Genomic DNA, 23,319 nt, shown 5'->3' with positions numbered 1-23,319 from the left:
AAGTGCCATGACCGAATTAAAACGTTTAAATAAATTTATTAGTGAAACAGGATTTTGTTCACGCCGCGAAGCCGATAAATATATTGAGCAAGGTCGTGTCAGCGTTAATGGCTACTCACCAGAAATGGGCGTAAAAGTAGCCGCTACCGATGTTGTATTAATTGATGGTAAGCCTCTTAAAGCCACGCCGAAGCGCGTTTACATTGCCTACAATAAACCCGTTGGCATCACGTGTACTACCGAAAGTAAAATTCAAAGTAATATTATACGCGCGGTAAATTATCCTACGCGTATATTCCCAATAGGGCGCTTAGATAGACCGTCTGAAGGGCTTATATTTTTAACCAACGAAGGCGACATCGTTAATAAAATTTTGCGTGCGGGCAATAATCACGAAAAAGAATACGTTGTTACGGTTGATAAACCGCTTAATCGTCAGTTTGTTACAAAAATGGCGAATGGTGTGCCTATTTTAGATACCGTTACTAAAGAATGTAAAGTAACGCAAAGTGGCCCCAAAGAATTTAAAATAGTACTTACTCAAGGTTTAAACCGTCAAATACGCCGCATGTGTGAATACTTAGGCTACGAAGTTGTAACCTTAAAACGTACGCGCATAATGAACGTAACACTTAAAGGTTTAAAAGTAGGGCAATGGCGTCATCTATCAGATATTGAAATGGCGCAAATAAACGATTCAATTTCTGATTCTGGTAAAACCCAAGAGCATTCGCTTGATACTAATAAGCAATCAGAAAATAATGTACCTTTAGCACCTAAAAAACGCGATTTTCAGGGCGAAAACCCACGACGCTTTAATAATGGTGATCGAAATAATGAGCGTAGTACTGAGCGAAATACAAATCGTAACTCTGAGCGCAGCAACGCTAACGGAGAGCGCAAAAATGAGCGCAGTAATACTCCTTACCAAAAGCGTTCTACAACGTATGTGGGTAAGCCAAAAAGCATTAAAGAGAACAAGTCGTCTAATGCTAAATCAGACTCAAAACCAAGCTCGGACCGTATTCTCAGTCTAAAAAAATAATGTGCAGCTAAGTGGTATTCTACTACCACTGTATTTCTTGTACTATATTACCAAGTGGGCTTGTAACGCCCACTAAATTTACGTTGTTATTTTGCAAGCTCACCAACTTACTCTTATCTAAATACCATCTAAAAGTATGCTTTTTATAGCTTTTTAAATCTAGTACAGTCAGTTTTGCGCAACTGTATTCATAATCAGTTGGGCAAGTGCCTACTTCGAGTAACTGATATTCTTGCTGCCATATATTATCGCCGTATTTATTAGCCAGTAACTTTACTGAAATACATACTGACGTCCACAACCATAAGTAAATTAAAATAGGTAAACCAATTGGTATAAATACTGAGCGGAACTTCCCGTGTTCAACAATATAATCTTTAACCGTATGTTTAAATTCAAAGTTATTATTATATTTTTTATATAAGTGCCTAAATAAGACTACCGACAGTACTATCGCCATTATAGGAAATAACGTAAACGTTAAAGTGTCATACATACCGTTGGGGATAAAAGCGGGATCGGCTTGTTCATCCCATGCAAGTAAAACCAGCGGAGGTGCTGTTACTAAAAGTAATAAGGCGCTGTTGAATAGTTGTTTAAAGGTCACAGGGGATTCACTTATAAAATGCTGCTTGTATAAAGCCCAAATTAGCGCTTAATGTTTAGCTATTGAATGCTAAAGCCAATGTAAAATAAGAGTATACCTAAATAAATTGTAATCGCCGATAATGCTTTTTTAGAGCGCAGGCGCTTAACAAGGTCGTGTGTGCCATCAACCATACCGGAAATAACCAGTATATGCCCCCTGTAAAACGGTAGTTGTTTAAGTTCACGTTACCATTATCGTCAGTTATAAAGCGTAAATAACCAAAAATTATAAAAAGACTGCCTGCTATTAGTACTGCAATTTTAAAGTTTTCCAATGCTTTTCCATAATATTGAGTTAGATACTAAAACGCCACTAAGTTGAGTCATTATAATTTTACTATATTTCGAATTTAAATTTTGCCTAAATCCATTAAATGGCCTTATTATGTCGCTATATTAGGCGTATATACGCTAAAGCCTGATTTATATTGTGCATTAGCAAGTACACCTTAGTTATATTTTGGGTAAGCTGTTAAGATGCGCCGTCTTAATAATGTAGAAAGGTTATAGAAGTAACATGTCAAAATTTTTCTTTATGGGTAAGCCCGACATAATGGGTAAAAATAACAGTAATGGATTTGCGCCAAATCGTACTGCAAAGGTAGGCACAGAGTTGCACCCGTTAACGCTAATTGTAAACTCAGCTGAACGACAATCAGAAATAGAAGCAATACTAGAAGAGCATTCGCTGTTTGCTTCAATTGAAGTTAAAGCAGACGTACCAGAAGATATTCGCGAACTAGATTTTGCGCTTAGTAAATCAACACCACAAGTATTTGATAAAGTACCAGAGCGTAACGCACCTTGTGTATGTGGTAGTGGCAAAAAATATAAAAAGTGTTGCGGTTAGTTTCTTAACAACTAAATATGTAGCCTTTCTTTTTTTATCGGTATTAAATAAAAATGCCACAGGATTTTGAACCTGTGGCATTTTTTAATGTTAACCGATTATATGTTAACTACTTACGTGGCTCGTAATCAATTCTAAATATCACGGTGTACAGTACCGGCACTACAATTAGAGTCAAAATTGTAGCAAAGCCCAAACCAAACATAATTGTTACCGCCATTGACTGGAAGAACACGTCAAATAGCAGCGGGATCATACCCAAAATAGTAGTTATAGCTGCCATTGCAACTGGTCGTACACGGCTCACACCAGAGTCAAACACGGCTTCATAGGGCGATTTACCTTCCCTTAATTCAAGATTTATTTGATCAACTAATACAATACCGTTCTTAATTAGCATACCGCTTAAACTTAACAAACCAAGCAGCCCCATAAAGCTAAACGGAGCATTCATCGCTAGTAAGCCCGCGCTTACACCAATAATAGCCAAGGGTACAGTTGCCCAAATTACAAGCGGCTGTTTGAGTGAGTTGAAAAGTAGTACGGTTACTGCAAACATCGCTAAATAACCCAGCGGTAATGAGCCAAATATTGCTTTTTGAGCTTTGCTTGATGACTCAAACTCGCCGCCCCATTCTAGTTGGTAACCACGTGGTAGTTCCATGTTCTCTATCGGACCGCGAATACGCGCAAATAATTTAGCGGGCGTTTCGTCTCCTAATACATTGTGATCGGCCATTACTGTAATAGTACGTTTGCGATCGCGGCGCATTATTAGGCTGTCTTCCCACTGCACATCAAATTCGTCTACAACTTGAGTCACTGGTACAAATACACCAAGAACTGGGCTGTATATTTGAAGGTCGTGTACGCTTTCTACGTTTAAGCGCTCGTTAGCAGGAGAGCGAGCAATAATGGGTAGCAATTGCGTACCATCGCGATATACGCCCACTTGTTTACCCGATAAGCTCGTTAGTAATACATTGTCTAAGTCTGATTTACTAATACCTAATCGACGTGCTTTTTGCTCGTTAAATTGCGGGCGAATCATTTTGGTACGTGCGCGCCAGTCATCACGAATATTATATGCACCATCGTCGCTACCAATCAATTCTTCGGCTGTAGCAGCGAGTTGTCTTAAAATAACAGGATCAGGGCCCGAAAAACGTGCTTCTATTTTTGCATCAGTAGAGGGGCCAATTTCCATCGGTTTAATTTTAAGCTGTGCAGAGAGTGCATGATTGCTTGAGTAATCACGCACTGTTTGCATTACAGTTGCTACGGCTTCTCTGTCGGCAACACGAATAATTAATTGCCCGTACGCGGGATATGATTTTTCTGGCGCGTAGGTAAGCATAAAGCGCGGTGCACCTTGGCCTGTTGTACTTGTTACTTCTTCAACAAGGTCTTCTTTTTGCAAAAACTCTTCGAGCTTTTTAACGCCCTCAAGAGTTGATCGAATATCAGAGCCTTGCTCTTGCCAATAATCTACATAAAACATAGGTGTATTAGAGGCAGGAAAAAACGACTGTTTTACAGAGCCAAAACCAACAACCGCCGTACACAGTAAAACAACCATTAATATAAGCGTGGTTTTTCTAAAGTGCAGCGCTAAATCTAAAATCGCTTTGTAACCGTTAAAAATAAAACCTTTGTATGGGTCTTCATCTTCTTGGCCTTCTTCGTTTTTAAATTCGTTTTCTTTAAACATTAAATTGGCAAAAAATGGCGTTAGCGTAATGGCTGTTATCCAGCTTAATAAAAGCGAAATAAACAACACCCAAAACAAGCTACCGGCAAATTCACCACTGGCATCAGAGCTTAAACCAATTGGCGCAAAGGCAGTGACTGCAATTACTGTTGCACCTAGTAAAGGCCATTTTGTTTGCTCAACAATATTAACAGCCGCTTTGAGTTTTGTTTGGCCACGTTTAAGGTTTATCAGTATGCCTTCAGTGACGACTATTGCGTTATCAACCAGCATACCAAGAGCAATAATAAGTGCCCCAAGCGATATACGTTGCAAGTCGATAGCAAACAACTTCATAAATATAAACGTACCCAGTACAGTAAGCAGTAAAATACCACCAATTAAAATGCCGCTTTTTAAACCCATAAATAACAGCAGTACAACAATAACAATCGCAATGGCTTCAAGTAAGCTGATAATAAAACCATCAACCGATTTTTGAACCTCTTGTGGTTGGTTGTATACAGAATTTATGTGAATACCATGAGGGCGTTGATATTCAAGTGATGCTAAATGCTCGTCTATGTTTTTACCCACATCAACCACGTTAACACCCGACATAAACGACACGCCAATAAGTAAAGCTTGCTGAGAGTTATAACGAATAATGTTATTTGGTACTTCTGCGTACTCTCTGTAAACCTTTGCTACATCGCCTAAGTAAATAAGCTCATTGGCACCTGATTTTGAAATTAATAAGGTTTCGAGCTCTTTTACATCTTTAAATTCGCCAGTAGGATGCAAGCGAATTGATTCATCGCCCACGCGAATTTTACCCGCGTTAGATACCGTATTTTGCGATTGCAATAACTGGAATATATGGCTTGGCGCAATACCTAATTGAGCGAGTTTACGCGTAGAAACTTCAACCATTACTTGCGCTTGTTGTTGGCCCGCAACGGTTACTTTACTAACACCTTTAACCAATACCAGTTCGCGCTTTAAAAAATCGACGTAATCTTTAAGCTCATCATACGAATAACCATCGCCGGTTACCGAATACATAACACCGTAAACATCGGCAAAGTCGTCCAAAATAGTGCTTGGGTAAACACCACTGGGTAATGACGGAGAAAGGTCGTTAATTTTACGACGCATTTCATCCCAAATTTGGCGAAGCTGCTCTTTACGATAATTGCTTTTCATTTCTACTGAAATTTGTGATTTACCGTTAGATGAAATAGACGTAACGTAATCAACATAAGGCAATTGCTGAATCGCGTTTTCAATCGGAAAAGTAACTTCTTCTTCAACTTGCTGCGGCGAAGCGCCAGGGTACATGGTAATAACCATGGCTTTTTTAAGCGTAAACTCAGGGTCTTCTAGTTGCCCTAAATCAAAGTACGACACACTACCGCCAATTAATAGCAGCAGCGTAAACATCCAACTGATTACTTTTTTCTCTATGGAGAGTTGTGCAAAGCTCATAATTATAAGCCTCGCTCTTTATTCCATGCTCTTACTTTCATGCCTTCTTTTAGTGAATGCACACCGGCAGAAACCACAATTTGGCCCTCTTTAATACCGCTTAATACTTCAATACCATCGCGGTGCAACTGGCCAACCTTTACAGCTTGTTTATGCACTTGGCTAGTTTTTGAATCAAAAAGCCATACGTAGGCGTTATCTTCAATTGATTCTTGCGGCTCAGAAAACACCGACTCGATAGGTAGTATTGTGTAGGCAACTTGCGAGCGCGTTACTTTACTTAAATCAATAAGCACGCTACCCGTCATACCGGCTAGTAAATTAAAGTCCTCAGGTACTGGTAGCGAAAACACAACTTTATAAGTAAGTGTTGCAGGATCTGCTTGGGTATCCCACTCTTTAATATCAAGTATGTATTCTTTGTCGTCAAAGCCATCAAACTTTACAGTAGGGTGGTAATCGGTGCCTTTTTGAAAGCGAGCGACTATTTTTTCAGGAACCTGAATTTCTACGTCCATTAAATCGCGTGTTTCTAAGCGTAATATATTTTGTTTGGCTTGAATGTTTTCAAAGTTTTTAACAAATACCTTAGCGACAGTGCCTGAAAATGGTGCGCGTAGTTCACTGTATTCAAGGTTCGTTTGTGCAATTCTAAATGCAGATTCAGCAATTTGCATATTAGCAGTGGCTTGATCTAATTCTGACTGGCTGGTGATTTTTTTCTCAAACAATTGCTCAATACGACTAAGTTGTGATTTTGCCAATTCAAAGCGCGCTTTACGTTCGTCAAACTGTAATTGAAAATCTTCTGGATCCAGTTTTGCTAATAAATCACCTTTTTCAACGTGTTCACCAGCAAGCACAGGAAACTTAACAAGTTCGCCGTTTACCCTAAAAGCAAGGTACGAGCCTTGGTTTGCAACAACTTCAGCAGGAAAACTACGAATGTTAATTTGCGTATCATGACCTATGTTGAATAATTTAACAGGGCGAATAGGCTCTTCTTTAACTTGCTGTTCTGGCTCAGAACAGGCTATTAAGCTAAGTAAGGTCGTTGTTAATAAACATAGACGAAAGAGTTTCATGTCTTCTCCGTTGCAATGATGGCAAAATAATTAAGTGCAGCATACGCTGCAAACATATAAAATAAAAATCATTAAATTTTAGAAACTCAATAAGTTTTATTTATGATGTTGCAGAGCGGTATATGAAGCTGAATCAATTAATAATTTTAGATGCCATAGTGCAAAGCGCAAGCCTAAGCGGAGCAGCACTAAAGCTACATAAAACGCAGCCAGCGCTTACACTCGCCATTAAAAACTTAGAAGCCAAAATAGGATTTGAGTTACTAGACAGAAGTAAGTATCGATTACAGCTTACTGAAAAAGGACGTGTTTTTCACCGCGAAGCGCAGCAACTACTGCATGCCAACGACGAGCTAGCACAGCTCGCTAAAGAATTGGCATTAGGTAATGAACCCCAATTTAGAGTTTGTTACGAGCAACTTTGTCATATGCAGAGTTATAACGAGATCATAAGTAATACTTTTAGGTTGTTTACCAGCACAGAGTTTAGCTTAACAAGCGGGAAGCGCTTTATTTCGTTAGAGCAAGTAAACAGTGGGCAAGCCGAATTAGGTATTGGCCCGTGGTTTGATTTATTTCATGCGACAGGCGATTTAGAAAGTGTGCCCATAGGCAGGCTCGATATTGGCATTGTGAGCGCTAAAGGCGTACTTCCTCAAAAACTCACCTATAGCGAACTGCAAACGTATCCGTGTTTAGCCATGTTTGAAAGTGACTTGAGTATCGACAGCGACAGGCTATCGTACTCAAAAGGCTCCGCCATGATGAAAATTGATGATGTATCGACCCTAAAATCGTTTTTACTCTCAGGCGCGGGTTGGGCAATGATGAGCCTAGAGCACTGCGACCCTGAAATAAAAGCAGGCTTACTTCAAGAAATACATATTACTGATCGAGAGCATAAATTTAGTGCGCAAATTAGAGCCTTTAGGCAGCATGCAGTGCACCATGGCCCTGTAGCGCGTACTATTTGGGAGCAATTTAAACAATTAAGTAAGGAATATTCTAACAACAATGGATATTGATAAAGAAACACTTATTTATACTGTTATCGCAGGCATACCAGTAGGCAAAGTAGCAAGTTACGGGCAAGTTGCAGCTCTTGCTGGTTATCCGCAAAACTCACGGTTGGTCGGGCGCTTATTAAAAGTGATGCCAAACGACTCAGTTATACCTTGGCACAGGGTAGTGAATGGCCAAGGTAAAATATCGTTTCCTGCAGGTAGCGAAAAATACCAAGAACAGCGCGAAAAGCTTTTATCAGAAGGTGTACTGTTTAAAAACGACAAAGTGAATATGCGCGAGTGTCGGTGGGAGTGATGTGACTATTATTGGCAGGTAAGTGCCATAGCTGGCCTTCAAGGCGTGAATTGATACTCTGTTGGGTGGCGCCTTCGGCTTAACCAACCTACATTTTGACGTAGGTCGGATAAGTGGCGAAGCCACGCCATCCGACAAAAATGATGAGTTCACCAGAAACAACCCAACTTACCGCGTTACCCATAAAACTCACGATTGGTCAGGCGCTTATCAAAAGTGATCTCAAACGACTCGGTTATACCTTGGCACAGGGTAGTGAATAGCCAAGGTAAAATATTATTTCCAGCATGTAGTGAAAAATATCAAGAATAACGCGTAAAGCGCCTTGTATACAATTTAAGATGCTTTTTCATCAAGCTCGTCTGAAATTAATATGCCACTATCAATCAGCAAGTCTTTGGCTAAGATTTCAACCGTTTCTACCTCCATATTAATTTTTAGTGATTGCAATATAGGCTCGGACAAAGTGTCGGCATATACCCTTACTTGAAAGTCGATAGAGCCAGAAGACTTACCGCCGACTATCATAGTTTGTCGTGACTTAACTTCCCTCTTTGGTTGTAGGGCTCTTATTTCCATATTGGTATCCCAGACATCCCCACTTTGGGAAACCTCTAAACCTTCTCCATTTAAAATATCACCGAAATTAACGGAAAAAGAACGATCTTCGTCTCTCACCGGCTTTTGTATTTTGAATGACGATGAACTTTCTATTCGGAGATCTTCCATATCTGTAGAAATTCGCATATCAATATAGATATCGCGGGCGCCAATAATTCCATTATTTCTTAGCCAAAATTTAACGGGCTTAAACATGGAATAATTAACCAAGTACCTTACGTATTCTCTATAGTAATCACTATTAGATCTATTAAGAATTCTACTGATGGATTTATTGGAGGACTCTTCAGGTAAATTAGGCTTGTAATCAGGGACATCTTCAAGTCCAGTTACATCAAAATATGTAGTTTCAAGGTTGATTTCTTGACCTAGATTATCACCAGTTTCCAGATCACAAAATTCCAATGAAATATTCGACGAACCAGGCTCAGAGTCTTCTTCCGAAGTTTTACCGTCGGTCACTATTAAGTTTCGAAGCTGAATCTCGATTTGCTTTGCCAACTTGTCTCTGTATTCAATTTGAGTATTAAAACTCTCCACCAGCGCTTTTGGGAAGGTCTTTTCTTTAAATTCTTTAAGCTTGGCAAACTGTTCTAAATCAATTTGATTTGGATCTTTTTTTACCTGAGAAAAATACAACATAACGGGTTTCCCTTGGCCTGCAACCCGCTCAATTTCCTCAAGAGTTCCGCTATCAGCAGCACCAGTTGGGCTACCTATTCTTGTCCAAAAAACTCCTATCACGAGATCACAATGATCTACCATCTGCCTATTAATAACTTCCTGTGGACGTTTACCATACTCAGGGGCAGTATGTGTTTCCCACCTCAAAGGCAACAAGACTATTTGCCGTTCAGCTGAATTCAGATCATTCCATTCTTGGATTGTCTTTACGGCAATCTCTCGTTCTTCATCAACGTCAGATGGAGAGGCGATGAGAATGCGAAACACTTTTGCTTCATAAGACATGATTGTTCCTTAATATTTTTTGGTTCTGGTAACCAGTTCGTATAACTATTTAATAGTGCGCTCATCGCATATACTTCTGCCGACGCTACGCTCATTTTCCTACATTATATAGTTTTAACAAATAACCTAAAGCATTACTACCACTAAGCTTTTTAAAGCTTTAAAGTAAAGTTTAATAGAACAATATGCTCGCGTCGCTTATTTTCATGAATATATGCGCAAAGAGCAGTTTAACCAATCAATTAACGACGATATTTAGCCAATCTCAATGACCGGTTATCGCTCAAACCTGACCATTTTAAATGGCTTAACCAGCCTAATAAACGTAATTACTAATTGAAATATAATGGCAAACACACCCAGCAATAACGAATAAGTGCCAAATTGCGTGGCTAAATTGGGTGCTTTTAGCGCTGTAAAAAAAAGTGCCTAAACTATAAAAAATACCGCCGGCAAGTAGCCAGTAAAGTGCTTTTACATCAACACTAGAATAAAGTGGATACACTATAGCCGGTGCAAACCAACCCATGAGCAAGTAGGTGGCGAGTGATATTTTTTTATTACCGTTTTTTACAAATACTTTGTACGCCACGCCTGCCAGTGCCACAGTCCAAATAAATGTAAGTGTTGCCCATGACCAAGCACCAGCTAATGATATTAATAACAAGGGGGGTAGGTGCCGGCAAATTAACAATGACACCTATCCTAAATTTTGGTGTGGTTGTCTTGCTTAATTGTTGTTTAATTTGTTTGCGTATTCCTTATTGTCCCCAAATTAATAATTTTCATTTCAGGTCTATATCACGTTAATTTCTATAAAATTGTAATATTTCCCCTGTACCTTATTTACTTTATTTCTATTTGGCTGCTGTGAAGCTAAGTTGCCATAAAATTATAATTAAATAATAGGTAAATACCCTAATGAAGGCTTTAAGCAAAACCGCTTTAATAGTTGTTATTTCCAATGCTCTTTTTGCATGTGGTTCTGATAATTTAGATTCAACAGAAAATTCTGATCAAGTTGAAAATGAAAGTACGGTAAGTACTACTGTAAGTACTACGGTGACGCAAGGGGCTAATAAACTTGCAGAAAATAATAGCGATAATGTTTGGCGCTTTGCTGTTATACCCGATACTCAAGGCCGAGATGATGATGATTATAAACAAACAATTACACATACCTACGATGGTATAACGTTATCTGTCGATATTGGTTATGACGTTAATAATGATGACATTTTTGATGGTGAAGGTTGGAAGATTGACGTGTCTGACCCTTATAATGCTATTTTTGTTGATGAAAATGGAGATCCGCTTGTTGCTGGCGGCGTGCCGGTCGAAATTGCAAGTAGCGAACGTTCAGATACGCCTTATGATTTTAAACACCTTCCTGCTTTATTAGTTGACCCTATTGTTTCTAAGATAAAAGAAGAGGGGGTTTCAGTTGTACTCGCAGTAGGTGATATGACCGATGTACGCACAGAAAATGAATATGTTGAATGGATGAATAAGGTTGGCACGCCTTTAACTGAAGCCGGAATGACTGTTTTACCTGTGCGTGGTAATCACGAAATTGTAGATGGTTATGATTGGCTAAGTTGGTTTACTACTTCAGTGGATACGACAGACAATCGCTCTGTTAATAATATGGATAATGGTATTGATGCATATACCGATGCAGATTCACAGGAATTCGATCAAGGGTACAATTTGTATCAACAATACCCAGGAAAACTATTAAGCAAAGGGTTAGAAAGCGGCGAAATAGTGGGTTACGAAGGTATTGAAGATCTTATGTACTATACCGTTCAAAACAATACCCTATTTATTGCTATAGACTTTTATGCCAGTGATTTAGTGTCTGTTAACTATGAAGGTACTTGGCTTCTTATTTACGATTGGTTAAAAAATGTTTTAGAAACAAAAGGGACTACGGTTGATCATATCGTTATGTTTGGTCATGAAGCTTTATCAACCAAAAAGCGTCCGTCTGTTTATAATTATGATGAATATTTTGATTATATTAGTTCGTTAAAAAGCGATGGTACAAGTGGAGATGAGGATGAAACTGAGCCAGGTATATTAGGGCTTGATACTGGTCAATTAGGTTATTTACAGCTGCAAGATGAGTCTTCACCTGGCTTAATGGATAACGTCCTTAATTTATTGAGTGAATATAAAGTTAACTATATTGCTGGGCACGATCATCAATACTCTCGTAGCTTAATTCATCCAGATAATTCGAATCCATCCGTTGGCTTTACGCAAATTGTTGCCGGTAATGCATCTTGGAAAGCGTATAACAATCGTTATGGTATTCATGATAAATATGAAACGGGTTTAGCGCAGGATAATTTTGCTCAAGTAGGTGACTATGAAGGAACAAATAGTCAGTACACTAAAGATTTAACTAAGTATGAAAAATCAAACAAAATATCATTCGTGATTGTTGAAGTTAATGGTCGTCAAATTACGTTTAAGAACTATTATGCACCGGTTAATTTCTCAGAAGCAGATATGAACATGGGGACATACTGGGATGAACCTCAAAATTCTTGGGTGCAATATGATGTTGATTCTACTGGTAAAACCATTGAAGAAATTATCCCTATTGAATGGAATGTAGGTGATAGTGCAAGCTATACGAGCGATGCGCTACAGCGTGTTGTTTCTCCTTACGAATCTTATTGGGCAACAACAAAAACACCTGATGAAGCCGGTTATATTGGTACGCAAGCGGCTATTTTAGATGGTTTTAATTTAACGTATAACAGTGTTGAAGTGTTAACTACCGATACCCAAGATAAAAAGCAGGTGGGCGTTGATGCAAACTATCAAGATGATTTAGGGACAGGTAAAGGTGAATATACAATCTTTGCTGATGCTTATAGTATTCCTCGAGAAGAGCAAGCAATGAATGAATTGTTGTCATTAAGCTGGTTTACTGACGAGGATGCTACAACTGTATCTGATATTTTGTACATTAATGGTAATTTAAACCAAGATGGCTCATATAAAAACACAAACGGATTTGTGCAAACCAGCTCTCCTTCAGAGTTGTTTTTTGATAAAGATGCAGTGGAAACCGATAATCCAACAAATGTTATTCGAGATGGTGTGATCACCGCTGAAGATGACGCTGATGCAATGGCGATTGCAATAACAGCTCCCGAAGGCGTTGATTTATCTACTTTAACTATTGGTCGATACAATGAAGAAACGGGTGTTTGGGACGCGTTTTTAGATGAAAACTGCTTTACTGCTACCTCTTACTCGGATGACTTTAGTGTTATGTTCCAATCGGGTGCTGGTAGTGCGCCAAGTGATGTAAGCAGCAGTTGTGGGACTTATTTGTGGGGTTATAATTATAACAATAACTCTGTTTGGGGTTTTACACATAAAGACGGTCGATTTGCTTTGGTTTTAAAAGTTGATAATGCTGGGTAAAGACCTCATTATTTTTGAATTTATATAATTTAGTGTATTTTAAATCGATATAGAGCCTGACTTTATATCGATTTTACATATGTGATCCTCTAAACATTTCGATGTGCTGCTTGTTGTACACTTTAAGTCGTTATCAATAAACATAATTACTAATTGAAATATAATGACAAATACACCCAGCAATAACGAATAAGTGCCAAATTGCGTGGCTAAATTGTGTGCTTTTAGCGCTGTAAAAAAAAGTGCCTAAACTATAAAAAATACCGCCGGCAAGTAGCCAGTAAAGTGCTTTTACATCAACACTAGAGTAGAGCGGATATACAATAGCCAGTGCAAACCAACCCATGAGCAAGTAGGTGGCGAGTGATATTTTTTTATTACCGTTTTTTACACATACTTTGTACGCAACGCCCGCCAGTGCCACCGCCCAAATAAATGTAAGTGTTGCCCATGACCAAGCACCGGTTAATGAGATTAATAAAAAGGGAGTGTAGGTGCCAGCAATTAATAAGTATATGGCGCAGTGATCGCACTTTTTATAAAAGGCTCTTAAGCGCGGTTGAATACTGGCGTGGTACAAAGTGGACGACAAAAACAGCACAAATAGACTGCTGCCATAAATTACAGTACTTACATACGCTTTAGTGCTGGTGGCTTGGCTAAATAAATCCCACATAACAAATGCGGCAAATACAATACCAAGTGCATGGCTAATTACGTTTAGTTGTTCTTCTTTTTTAGAATAGGGCGCTTCTAACGACATGACAGATCCTACCACTATTTGAATGAATTTTAGTGTACAAGTGTACGCTGAGTTTTTCAATATTATAATTTTTATATGAATACAATAATTTATTATTTTTCATAAAGTTGAAACATCAATTTAACCAATGCGTAATTAATAAGACGTAAAAAAGTCGTAATAGTTCGTTAGATTATTGGTAATTCCTAAAAACAATTAATCGGACGAACAGTGAAAAACATGAAAAATCAATTAACGACACGGCCTTTTCTTAAACTTACTAAATTGTCTGTTGCGATGATTTGCGTTACATCAACAAATAGTTTTGCAGATCAAACCATAAATAAAGAACTTGATGAAATAGTGGTTGTTGCTCAAAAGCGTGCGCAATCAATACAAGATGTGCCTGTAACAATAAGTGCCTACGATGGCGACTTTTTAGAGAGCTTAGGTATTGGCGAACTCGACACTTTATCTGAAATAACACCAGGGCTTGTTATTCAAGAGCAAAGCCCTAATAACCCAGGCTTTGTAATTCGTGGTATTACGTCTGATAGTGGATCGTCTCAATCATCACCTCGTGTGTCTATTTATTATAACGGAGCAGATGTATCACGCTCTCGTGGTTCATACTTTGAGCTTTTTGATGTAGAAGGGATTGAAGTTGTTAAGGGACCACAAGCAACACTGTTTGGAACAGCAGCTTCTGTGGGGGCTATTAGTGTAGCAACACGTAAACCAGAAAAAGATTTTTCGGCTCAATTAAAAGCATCCGTTGGTAATTACTCGGCCAAAGGTGTTAGTGGTTTTGTAACGGGTGGTAATGATTTAATGCAAGGCCGTGTTGCTTTTACTTATCGTGAACGTGATGGGTTTATAAAAAATATTGCAGGAAATAGTAACTCCCAAAATCCGGCTGGGTTTAAGCAAGATGATATGCATGCTATTGAGCGTTTTTCTTATCGTCCGTCTTTACGTATTACACCTAGTGACGATGTAACGATTGATTTGGTGTATACGTATGAAAAAAATGATGACTCGGGTACATCTTTTAAAAATGGGCTTTATGCACCAACCGGTGGTGATACAAGTCCATATAGCTTTGTTGAAATGCCAGGTAGTCCGTATGCAGAGTCTGTGTTTGGAAAAAAAGACTTAGGTGTGGAGCGCACAGTTAACGATTTAAATTTGACTGTAAATTGGGATGTAAGTAACGATTTAACAATCACCTCAATTACTGCAGGGCGTAATTTTGATTCTTTAGAAGTGTTTGATGCTGATGGTACGCAAGCATGGTTTTTAGAATTTGCAGAAGCTGCTGAGGGCGATCAATTTAGCCAAGAATTACGCGCTGTTTATACGCAGAATAAGTTCACTAGTATTTTTGGTGTGAGTTACTTTGAAGAAGATGGTAGCCAGCGTATTCCATTTAGTACAGAGGAGTCTATATTTTTAAATTGCTTAGGCGTATTGGGTTCTGGTGTTCCTTGTATTAATAATGATGGTAGCGTTAATATTTTAACGCCAGCATTAACAGGTGGTGTAGTAAACGAGTTGCCATATTCACTAGAGTTTACAAACTATGGTGAAAACAAAGCGTACTCAGCGTTTGCTGATGTAACTTATGCTACTACTGAAGCATTAGAGTTAACAGTGGGACTTCGTTATATAAAAGAAGAAAAGCGCAGTGGCTATAGCTCTGCTGCACCCAATAGTGTTTTAACACAAGCGCCATTGTTTACGGTTGATACAAATGGTGAAACATTTTATGGCGATGCTGATTATGATGATTGGCTGCCACGTTTTAATGCGCTTTATATAATAAACCCTACTACAAATATGTATGCGACTATTTCAAAAGGGCGTCGTTCGGAAGTACTAGAAGTGAGTTCGGCTAACAACGAACAAGGAAATGTCGAAGCCTCTATATCAGAAGTCCCAGCGGAAATTATTTGGAACTACGAAACCGGTATTAAAGGCAAAGCGCTTGACGGGCGTTTAGATTACTCTGTAGCTGTATTTTATCAAGATTATTCTAACTTTCAGGTTACGTTACAGGATGATGAAGGCGTTGCGTTTTCTGCTGATGCGGGCTCTGCCACTAATGTTGGCGCAGAGGCTGAGGTAAGGGCGTTAATTAATAATGAGTTTGAGGTTTTTGCCAATGCGGCTTACCTCGATGCTGAAATAGATGATGATAGTAATAACGGTAACCTCGCAGGCAATAAATTTAGACTACAACCAGAGTGGACGTTTAGTACGGGGCTGTTTTATTCAACAGAATTGTCGAACTCACTTAATTTAACGAGCTCTTTAATATATAGCTACCGCTCTGAAGTGTTTTTTGAGCCAGCAAATGCGCCAATATCAGGCTTAGATATTAGCCAACCTGGGCTTGGATTAGTCAGTGCGCGCTTAGGTATCGCAAATGGTGATGACTGGGCTGTTAGTGTATTTGCTAGTAACTTATTAGATAAAGAGTATTTAGTTGATGCAGGTAATACTGGAGGGGGATTTGGCAACCCAACATTTGTTGCAGGAGCACCTCGCTTTGTTGGTATTGAGTTAACTCTCGGGTTTGGTGGACAATAATACATTTAACTACTTGATATTTTAATTGAGCCACTGCAAAGTGGCTTTTTTATGTGATCACGTTAAAGTGAATTTATATTAGGTAAAAATGAAACAAGATCTAAAAGCTGCTTTACTTACCGCCATTGTTTATCCTGGAGCGGGGCATTTTTCTTTAAAAAAACACCTTATAGGCGCTATTTTTGCGGGTGTATTTTCTGTTCTTTTAATTTTAACCCTTCAAGATATATTTGCGATTGCACAGTGTACTGCAAATGAAATTGTACACGGAAAAATCCCCATGTCGGTTACGGCCATTTTAAAAGCCGCGCAACAACCATCTGACGCTTGCGCTCAACTCGCTGAATATAAGTATGTACCTTTAATGATTATAATTTGGGTGCTGAGCATGATGGATGCATACCGTTTGGGCAGAAAAGCGCTACCCACTAAAAAATAAGCCACTTAATCAGAACTCGGTTTGGTTGGCTTATTAATATTTCACCCTGATATTTAGCTATTATTGATGGCGGTAATAATTATTATTACCGCCTTTTCATTTTTATACATATTTTTTGTAACCGAGATTTTTTGCCAGCACCATGTAAATATCGTGTAAATGCCTGTATATACCCAGTAAAATCCTCAAACCTCGTTAAATCGCTCACTTGTTGATATTTAGTTAATTGAAATCCTTCTCCTTGTACCTTTTTATTCATTTAATGTTAATAAATAAATGATACTTTCTGCTCGCCAAATTAACTTTGTTTAGCTATTAAGTATTGGTTTGCTATCAATTTATTACGTCAAGCAATGACGACTGATAATTTCAATTTAAGGAAATACGATGAATAACAGTTCAAATAATCACAAAAGAAAGGATTTTAAAGTGGCGAGCTTATCGTTAGCTTTATTATTAGGATGCTCAACAATGGCCAATGCCGCTGTTGAGAAGTTAACGGTGAGTGGGAATCAAATTCTTGCGGGCGGAGAAAACACAAGCTTTGCAGGACCTAGCCTATTTTGGAGTAACACGGGGTGGGGCGCTGAAAAATTTTATACAGCAGAAACAGTAGCAAAGGCAAAAACTGAATTTAATGCAACATTAATTCGTGCCGCTATTGGCCATGGTACGAGTACTGGTGGTAGTTTGAACTTTGATTGGGAGGGCAATATGAGCCGTCTTGATACTGTTGTAAACGCAGCTATTAGCGAAGATATGTACGTTATTATTGATTTTCATAGCCATGAAGCACATACCGATCAAGCAACTGCAGTTCGCTTTTTTGAAGACGTAGCTACCAAATATGGGCAGTACGACAATGTTATTTATGAAATTTATAACGAGCCGTTACAAATCTCATGGGTTAACGATATTAAGCCTTACGCAGAAACAGTTATTGATAAAATTAGAGCAATCGACCCTGATAACTTAATTGTGGTTGGAACGCCTACGTGGTCGCAAGATGTTGATGTGGCATCACAAAACCCAATTGATCGCGCCAATATTGCTTACACTCTGCATTTTTATGCTGGCACGCATGGTCAATCGTATCGAAATAAAGCACAAACAGCACTCGATAACGGCATTGCACTATTTGCTACAGAGTGGGGAACAGTCAATGCTGATGGTAATGGTGGTGTTAATATCAATGAAACCGATGCATGGATGGCATTTTTTAAAACAAACAATATTAGCCACGCTAACTGGGCTTTAAACGATAAAAACGAAGGTGCATCGTTATTTACTCCAGGCGGTAGTTGGAATTCACTAACATCGTCAGGCTCTAAAGTTAAAGAGATCATTCAAGGTTGGGGTGGTGGTAGTAGCAATGTTGATTTAGATAGCGACGGGGATGGCGTAAGTGACAGCCTTGATCAGTGCAATAATACTCCCGCAGGTACAACGGTTGATAGTATTGGTTGTGCAGTAACTGACAGCGATGCCGATGGTATTAGCGATAATGTTGATCAATGCCCTAATACACCTGCAGGTGAAACTGTTAATAATACAGGTTGTGTTGTTGAAGTAGTTGAGCCACAAAGCGATGCGGATAACGATGGTGTGAATGATGATATTGATCAGTGCCCAGATACACCCGCTGGTACAAGTGTTGATACAAACGGATGCAGTGTTGTAAGTTCAACAGATTGTAATGGTATTAATGCATACCCTAATTGGGTGAACAAAGATTACTCAGGTGGTCCGTTTACTCACAATAACACTGACGATAAAATGCAATATCAAGGCAATGCATACAGCGCAAATTGGTATACAAACAGCCTTCCAGGAAGTGATGCTTCGTGGACGCTTCTTTATACTTGTAATTAAGCGCGTTTAATAAAATAAACGAGAAGGTAAATAATGTGTTTACCTTCTCTTTTTATACAAAATGTTAGCCCTTATAGACACTTTGGTGTTGAGCAGCAATGTTGTAGCTTGGAGAGTTTATGTTATCTATATAGCGCCAATCGGTTGTGATTTGCTCTTTAGTAATAGTCAGTAACATATATCCACGGTGTGATAAGTCACAATAATTTAAGTCGTTTATTAGCAATGTAAGCGAGTCAGCCATTTGCTTTGCTTGTGCTGTATTAAGCGCTAAATAATGCTCCATACCCGGGGATGTAACACCAGGTGTTGCAAACTCTACTCCTACGCTTTCGCCTTTTGCATTTTTTAATGTGCCATGCCACGCATTGTGCGTATCACCTGCAACCACGACTAACTTTTTATTTAATGCGGTAATGCTTTTGTATAATGCTTCGCGCTCGCTTGGGTAACCATCCCACGCATCTAAATTATAAGGCATTAAAGTATTTACGCGTGCGAGTTGCTCGGGTGTTACCGCTTTATGAGCTAACACTGCTTTTTTAATGGTAACAAGCTCTTTTAACACCTGAGGTATTTTAGTGCGATCGGATTGCGAGAATATTTCAGTAGGTAGCCACATTTTAGTCATCAATACTTGCTGGCCCAATACTTGCCATTTTGCATTTGATTTTGTTATTGCACTGGTGAGCCAGTTTAGTTGTGTGTTACCTAGTAAATGCCTTTTTGGATTATTTAAATCACTGACAAAGCGCGCAACATCCATTTGCTTAGTCTCGGGGTTTTTGTAGTCGCTGTAAGCGAGTTGTTTATCGCGTGCTATTACGCGCGTATCTAGCATATGTAAGCTTATTAAATTACCAAAATCGAAGGTGCGATATATTTGCGGGCTTTGTTCGCCCATAGGTGGCCTAATTGGCAGCCATTCGTAATAGGCTTGAATAGCTGCTGCGCGACGCTTAAAAAAATCACCTTCATCAGGGGTATGATTTTCAGCACCACTTTTATAGGTATCGTTAGTAACTTCGTGATCATCCCATATTGCGATAAAAGGCGCTGCAGCGTGAAGTGCTTGAAGGCCTTGGTCTGTTCTGTAAATAGCATAACGTTTACGATAGTCGCTAAGGGTAATAATTTCACCGCTGTTATCGGCTGCTAATTGGCGGCCAATTTTTTCAGCATTTTCGGTAGCGTATCCGCCCATTGGGTATTCGTAAATGTAATCCCCCAAATGCAGGACCACATCTAAATCTTTTTGCTTAGCGGCATCTGTGTAGGCATTAAAGTACCCAGCAGGGTAGTTTGAGCACGACACAACAGCCATTTTAATTTGTTCAACATTGTTAATTGGTAGTGTTTTAGCCCGGCCAATTGGGCTTTGTGTATTCACACCCATAAAACGATAAAAGTACTCTGTGTTTGGAGCAAGTTCTTGCACATCTATTTTTATTGTAAAGTCTCGGCTTTTATCTGTTTGTTCTTGCCCGCTGCGAATGATGTTTTTAAATTGAGAATCACTTGCCAGTTCCCAAGCAACAGTAACTTCAAAATTTGATTGAGAAGTGGTTGCACGTGTCCAAATTATTAAAGCATGACTAAGCGGGTCGCCACTCGCTACACCGTGTTTAAATTCAATAGCCGATAGAGGTTTGTTTATTAATGTTTGAGCACAACCTGTAATGGCACTCGATACTGCGACGGTAAATATGCTTGCTGCTGAGGTTTTTAAAAAATTTCGACGTGATGAAAGAGTCATACTGCACTTTTTAAATTATTTATAGTGGTGCGTATTTTAACGATTAGATATGACGTTTTTATAAACGCTAAATGTATTTAGTGTGACGGTATTAATACATTAAAACCCTTTTATTTATTAACTAAAAAGTAGTCAAAAAATTAAATTAAATGGTTAAATTAACGAGGTATGAATTTTTCAAATTAAAGTGATGCGTGTAAAGTTGTTTAATTACAACTGGTTAAGATTTGTTTTTATGTTGGCACAACCCTTGAGTATATAACTACGTCTAAACAATACACAAACAAGGAATACCATTATGAAACATTCAATTAAAATCGCTATGGCAAGTTTATTAGTATTAGGTTCTGCGCAAGTACACGCAACAGAGGTGGACCTAGATGTAACTGATATATTAACTCAAAGTGTAGCAAGCTATGTTAAGCAAACCACAATCGAGCTTGAAAAATCACTAAAGGAAACGCTTTATTTTGATGCTAAAACTGTTTTAGAGGGGTTATTAGATGAGCCCGTTTTAACAGATAGCACAACGCTTAAAAATACTGACACTAGTATAAAAAACGTAAAATAAATCATTTAAAGGATTAAAACGATGAGCAGTGAACTTGGATTATTTGCATTAATGTTAGCACCCGTAGTCAGTATGATTAGCGCTTATTACTCGGTTCAAGTGTTTAAAGCTATGGGAGGTTGGTTTAATCTTTAGCCAATTATATAGCTGGTAATTAATTCGATTCATACAAAGCTGATCGACTTAGCAAAAGCGCACGTAAATAAAGGCAGAGTGTTTGAAATAAGTAGACTTTATGAAACGTGCGATTTTTCCATTACCCATTTTTATGTTACCTGAAGGTTATACGCGATTACGCATATTTGAGCCTCGCTACTTAAATATGGTTAAAACCGCATTAAAAAATAATACAGGGTTTGTGCTTTGTACGTTTGAGCATGACACGCCTTTTAATATAAGCGCGCAAGGTTGCCTTGTTGATATTATTGATTTTGACCAAGACGATAACGATGTATTATTAATTGATGTATTTGCATCGCAAAATGTGCAAATTAATGATGTTTATCAAGACGAAGACGAATTACGTCATGGCTTGGTATCGCCTTGTAATACGCCGTATTGGTACAAAGATTCTAACAACCAAATTGGTGAACATTACCTACTACACGATGCGCTTAAAAACGTGTTTCAAGGTAATCCGGAACTTAATTTGTTGTACAAGAAAACTCATTTTGACAAGCTTCCATGGATTGCAGCACGTTGGCTTGAACTCCTACCTGTTTCTATTGAGAAAAAACAGCAACTTGCGTTTGAAACGAATTTTGATAACTTACTGAATTTCCTCCATACTGTGATTAATAACGAATTTGCCTAAATTTTATGATCCTAAATTAATTATTGCCCGTATTACTTAATACAAAAGCAATAACGGGATAAATTATTATGGTAAGTCAACAACAGTCACCACGTTGTGAACCTAATACAGGTAAGTACACTGCCATGCCAGAAACGCCGAGTAAAGAGCTCATGCAAGCGCTTATAGATGTTGCGCAATCACGCGATAAAAAAGCGTTTTCATATTTATTTGAATACTTTGCGCCAAAAATTAAACGCTTTGGAATTAAGCAGTTTGGTGTTGAAGCCCAAGCCATGGAGCTTGTGCAAGAGACATTAACGTCTGTTTGGCGTAAAGCACATTTGTATCATAGTGAAAAAGGCGCTGCGACTACGTGGGTTTATACCGTTATGCGTAATGCTTCGTTCGATATGCTTCGTAAAATGAAAAGTAATAAAGAAGAAAATATAAGCGAAGATATTTGGCCGTTACTAAACGACTCACAAGATACGCATCACGAATACAGTGATCATTTAGAAGATAAACAAATTAAGCGCTATTTAGACAAATTACCAATTGCTCAACGCGAAGTGGTAAGAGGCGTTTATTTTCAAGATATGTCGCAAGAGCAACTTGCACATCAACTTAATATTCCAGTAGGCACGGTAAAATCACGGTTACGTTTGGCCTTGCAAAAATTACGTAATGAAATGGGAGATCAGCATGATTAAACATCACCCGAGTGAAACTTTACTGACACAGTATTGCGATGCATCACTTGCTACATCATTGAGTTTAGCCGTTTCTATTCACGTAGACATGTGCCCTGTGTGCCAAGCTAAAGTAGCTAAAATTGAAGCAAGTAATGCAAATGCATTATTTAATGAAGAGCCTGCTCAATTTGAGAAACCTCAAACTGAGAAATCTGATTTACTTGAAGAATTTGAATTAAACGTACTTGATATGATCATGTCTGATGATTCTATTGATGAAGTTTACAAAGTAGAGCCTGTATCTATTAAAGTGAATGAGCATAACTATCAGCTTCCACGTGCTTTAACACGTATTTCTCATAGCAAATTTACACAAGTTGGTAAGTTGGCACGATCTCGCGTTTCGCTTGATGATGGTGCGCTGCGTTCTAGCTTGCTACATATTGATGCTGGTGGCGAAATTCCTGAGCATACACATACCGGATTTGAAGTTACTTTACTACTAGACGGTGAGTTTAGTGATGAAGATGGTAATTACGTACCAGGCGATTTTATTTGGCAAGATGGTAGTCATCAACATACACCTTTAACGAAAGATGGATGTTTATGCTTTACAGTTGTCAGTAGTGCGCTACATTTTAATAAGGGCTTCAGCAAGTTACTAAATCCAATAGGTAATTTGATTTACTAAGAGAA

19 protein-coding genes and 1 pseudogene are annotated in these 23,319 nt (G+C 38.5%); 13 read left to right on the top strand and 7 right to left on the bottom strand.

Annotated elements, in window-relative coordinates:
• Positions 1–7: 7 nt before the first annotated feature.
• A complete protein-coding gene (rluF, locus tag I6E82_RS05220; protein WP_197117007.1) occupies positions 8–1,045 on the top strand; it encodes a 23S rRNA pseudouridine(2604) synthase RluF in 1,038 nt (345 codons plus the stop codon).
• Positions 1,046–1,067: 22 nt separating this feature from the next.
• Here rluF and I6E82_RS05215 read toward each other — a convergent pair whose 3' ends face one another.
• On the bottom strand, positions 1,068–1,652 hold the full coding sequence (locus I6E82_RS05215) for a hypothetical protein (protein ID WP_197117005.1): 585 nt from the start codon (positions 1,650–1,652) through the stop codon (positions 1,068–1,070).
• 558 nt (positions 1,653–2,210) lie between these two features.
• Between I6E82_RS05215 and I6E82_RS05210 the strand changes: the two genes are divergently transcribed.
• A complete protein-coding gene (locus I6E82_RS05210) occupies positions 2,211–2,543 on the top strand; it encodes a PBPRA1643 family SWIM/SEC-C metal-binding motif protein (protein ID WP_010552992.1) in 333 nt (110 codons plus the stop codon).
• Between the two features lie 109 nt (positions 2,544–2,652).
• Here the strand turns inward: I6E82_RS05210 and I6E82_RS05205 are convergent, their stop codons facing one another.
• Both I6E82_RS05205 and I6E82_RS05200 read right to left on the bottom strand, forming a co-directional pair.
• Entirely contained in the window at positions 2,653–5,721 is a 3,069-nt protein-coding gene (locus tag I6E82_RS05205) for an efflux RND transporter permease subunit (RefSeq protein ID WP_169060565.1), read from the bottom strand.
• Positions 5,722–5,723: 2 nt separating this feature from the next.
• Positions 5,724–6,806, bottom strand: a complete 1,083-nt coding sequence (locus I6E82_RS05200) for an efflux RND transporter periplasmic adaptor subunit (RefSeq protein ID WP_197117003.1) — start codon at positions 6,804–6,806, stop codon at positions 5,724–5,726.
• A gap of 122 nt (positions 6,807–6,928) precedes the next feature.
• Between I6E82_RS05200 and I6E82_RS05195 the strand changes: the two genes are divergently transcribed.
• The 3 genes and pseudogenes from I6E82_RS05195 to I6E82_RS05185 form a co-directional block, all read left to right on the top strand.
• On the top strand, positions 6,929–7,831 hold the full coding sequence (locus I6E82_RS05195; protein ID WP_101216968.1) for a LysR family transcriptional regulator: 903 nt from the start codon (positions 6,929–6,931) through the stop codon (positions 7,829–7,831).
• Positions 7,821–8,126, top strand: a complete 306-nt coding sequence (locus I6E82_RS05190) for an MGMT family protein (RefSeq protein ID WP_024598125.1) — start codon at positions 7,821–7,823, stop codon at positions 8,124–8,126. The genes I6E82_RS05195 and I6E82_RS05190 overlap by 11 nt, the downstream gene beginning before the upstream one ends.
• Before the next feature lie 186 nt (positions 8,127–8,312).
• Positions 8,313–8,435, top strand: a pseudogene (locus I6E82_RS05185) (MGMT family protein); the annotation flags it as partial.
• 27 nt (positions 8,436–8,462) lie between these two features.
• Here the strand turns inward: I6E82_RS05185 and I6E82_RS05180 are convergent.
• Together I6E82_RS05180 and trhA (I6E82_RS05175) are read right to left on the bottom strand one after the other, a co-directional pair.
• The gene (locus I6E82_RS05180) at positions 8,463–9,716 is read right to left on the bottom strand and encodes a hypothetical protein (RefSeq protein ID WP_197116999.1); all 1,254 of its coding nucleotides are present in this window, start codon (positions 9,714–9,716) and stop codon (positions 8,463–8,465) included.
• Positions 9,717–10,032: 316 nt separating this feature from the next.
• Positions 10,033–10,416 carry a PAQR family membrane homeostasis protein TrhA gene (gene trhA / locus I6E82_RS05175; RefSeq protein ID WP_197116997.1) on the bottom strand — a complete coding sequence of 128 codons (384 nt, stop codon included), beginning with the start codon at positions 10,414–10,416 and terminating at the stop codon, positions 10,033–10,035.
• A 221-nt stretch (positions 10,417–10,637) separates the two neighbouring features.
• On the opposite strand from trhA (I6E82_RS05175), the gene I6E82_RS05170 reads away from it, so the two are divergent.
• Positions 10,638–13,163 carry a metallophosphoesterase family protein gene (locus I6E82_RS05170; protein ID WP_197116995.1) on the top strand — a complete coding sequence of 842 codons (2,526 nt, stop codon included), beginning with the start codon at positions 10,638–10,640 and terminating at the stop codon, positions 13,161–13,163.
• Between the two features lie 133 nt (positions 13,164–13,296).
• Here the strand turns inward: I6E82_RS05170 and trhA (I6E82_RS05165) are convergent, their stop codons facing one another.
• Positions 13,297–13,926: a PAQR family membrane homeostasis protein TrhA gene (gene trhA / locus I6E82_RS05165; protein ID WP_197116993.1), complete on the bottom strand. Its 630-nt coding sequence runs from the start codon at positions 13,924–13,926 to the stop codon at positions 13,297–13,299.
• Between the two features lie 219 nt (positions 13,927–14,145).
• Here trhA (I6E82_RS05165) and I6E82_RS05160 point away from each other — a divergent pair, with 219 nt between their 5' ends.
• The 3 genes from I6E82_RS05160 (at position 14,146) to I6E82_RS05150 (ending at position 18,808) form a co-directional block, all read left to right on the top strand.
• Positions 14,146–16,497, top strand: a complete 2,352-nt coding sequence (locus tag I6E82_RS05160) for a TonB-dependent receptor (RefSeq protein WP_197116991.1) — start codon at positions 14,146–14,148, stop codon at positions 16,495–16,497.
• An 88-nt stretch (positions 16,498–16,585) separates the two neighbouring features.
• Positions 16,586–16,936, top strand: a complete 351-nt coding sequence (locus I6E82_RS05155; protein WP_010552983.1) for a hypothetical protein — start codon at positions 16,586–16,588, stop codon at positions 16,934–16,936.
• A 387-nt stretch (positions 16,937–17,323) separates the two neighbouring features.
• Positions 17,324–18,808, top strand: coding sequence for a cellulase family glycosylhydrolase (locus I6E82_RS05150; protein ID WP_197116989.1), 1,485 nt, complete (start codon positions 17,324–17,326; stop codon positions 18,806–18,808).
• Positions 18,809–18,872: 64 nt separating this feature from the next.
• On the opposite strand, the gene I6E82_RS05145 is transcribed toward I6E82_RS05150, so the two are convergent.
• Complete coding sequence (locus I6E82_RS05145; protein WP_197100504.1) at positions 18,873–20,564, bottom strand: alkaline phosphatase D family protein; 1,692 nt, start codon at positions 20,562–20,564, stop codon at positions 18,873–18,875.
• Between the two features lie 298 nt (positions 20,565–20,862).
• Here I6E82_RS05145 and I6E82_RS05140 point away from each other — a divergent pair, with 298 nt between their 5' ends.
• From I6E82_RS05140 to I6E82_RS05125, 4 genes are all read left to right on the top strand, one after another.
• The gene (locus I6E82_RS05140; protein ID WP_007580717.1) at positions 20,863–21,135 is read left to right on the top strand and encodes a hypothetical protein; all 273 of its coding nucleotides are present in this window, start codon (positions 20,863–20,865) and stop codon (positions 21,133–21,135) included.
• Between the two features lie 235 nt (positions 21,136–21,370).
• Positions 21,371–21,949, top strand: coding sequence for an LON peptidase substrate-binding domain-containing protein (locus I6E82_RS05135; protein WP_024591092.1), 579 nt, complete (start codon positions 21,371–21,373; stop codon positions 21,947–21,949).
• Between the two features lie 68 nt (positions 21,950–22,017).
• Positions 22,018–22,641 (top strand): sigma-70 family RNA polymerase sigma factor, encoded by a 624-nt coding sequence (locus I6E82_RS05130; protein ID WP_010552978.1) that lies wholly within the window; start codon positions 22,018–22,020, stop codon positions 22,639–22,641.
• Positions 22,634–23,314, top strand: a complete 681-nt coding sequence (locus tag I6E82_RS05125) for a ChrR family anti-sigma-E factor (RefSeq protein WP_197116987.1) — start codon at positions 22,634–22,636, stop codon at positions 23,312–23,314. The genes I6E82_RS05130 and I6E82_RS05125 overlap by 8 nt, the downstream gene beginning before the upstream one ends.
• Positions 23,315–23,319 lie beyond the last annotated feature (5 nt).

The sequence above is a fragment of the Pseudoalteromonas sp. NZS11 genome (assembly GCF_015864765.1).
GTDB lineage: Bacteria > Pseudomonadota > Gammaproteobacteria > Enterobacterales > Alteromonadaceae > Pseudoalteromonas > Pseudoalteromonas arctica.
The sequence above is the reverse complement of the archived record's forward strand: the minus strand, read 5'-3'. Positions and strand labels throughout refer to the sequence as shown.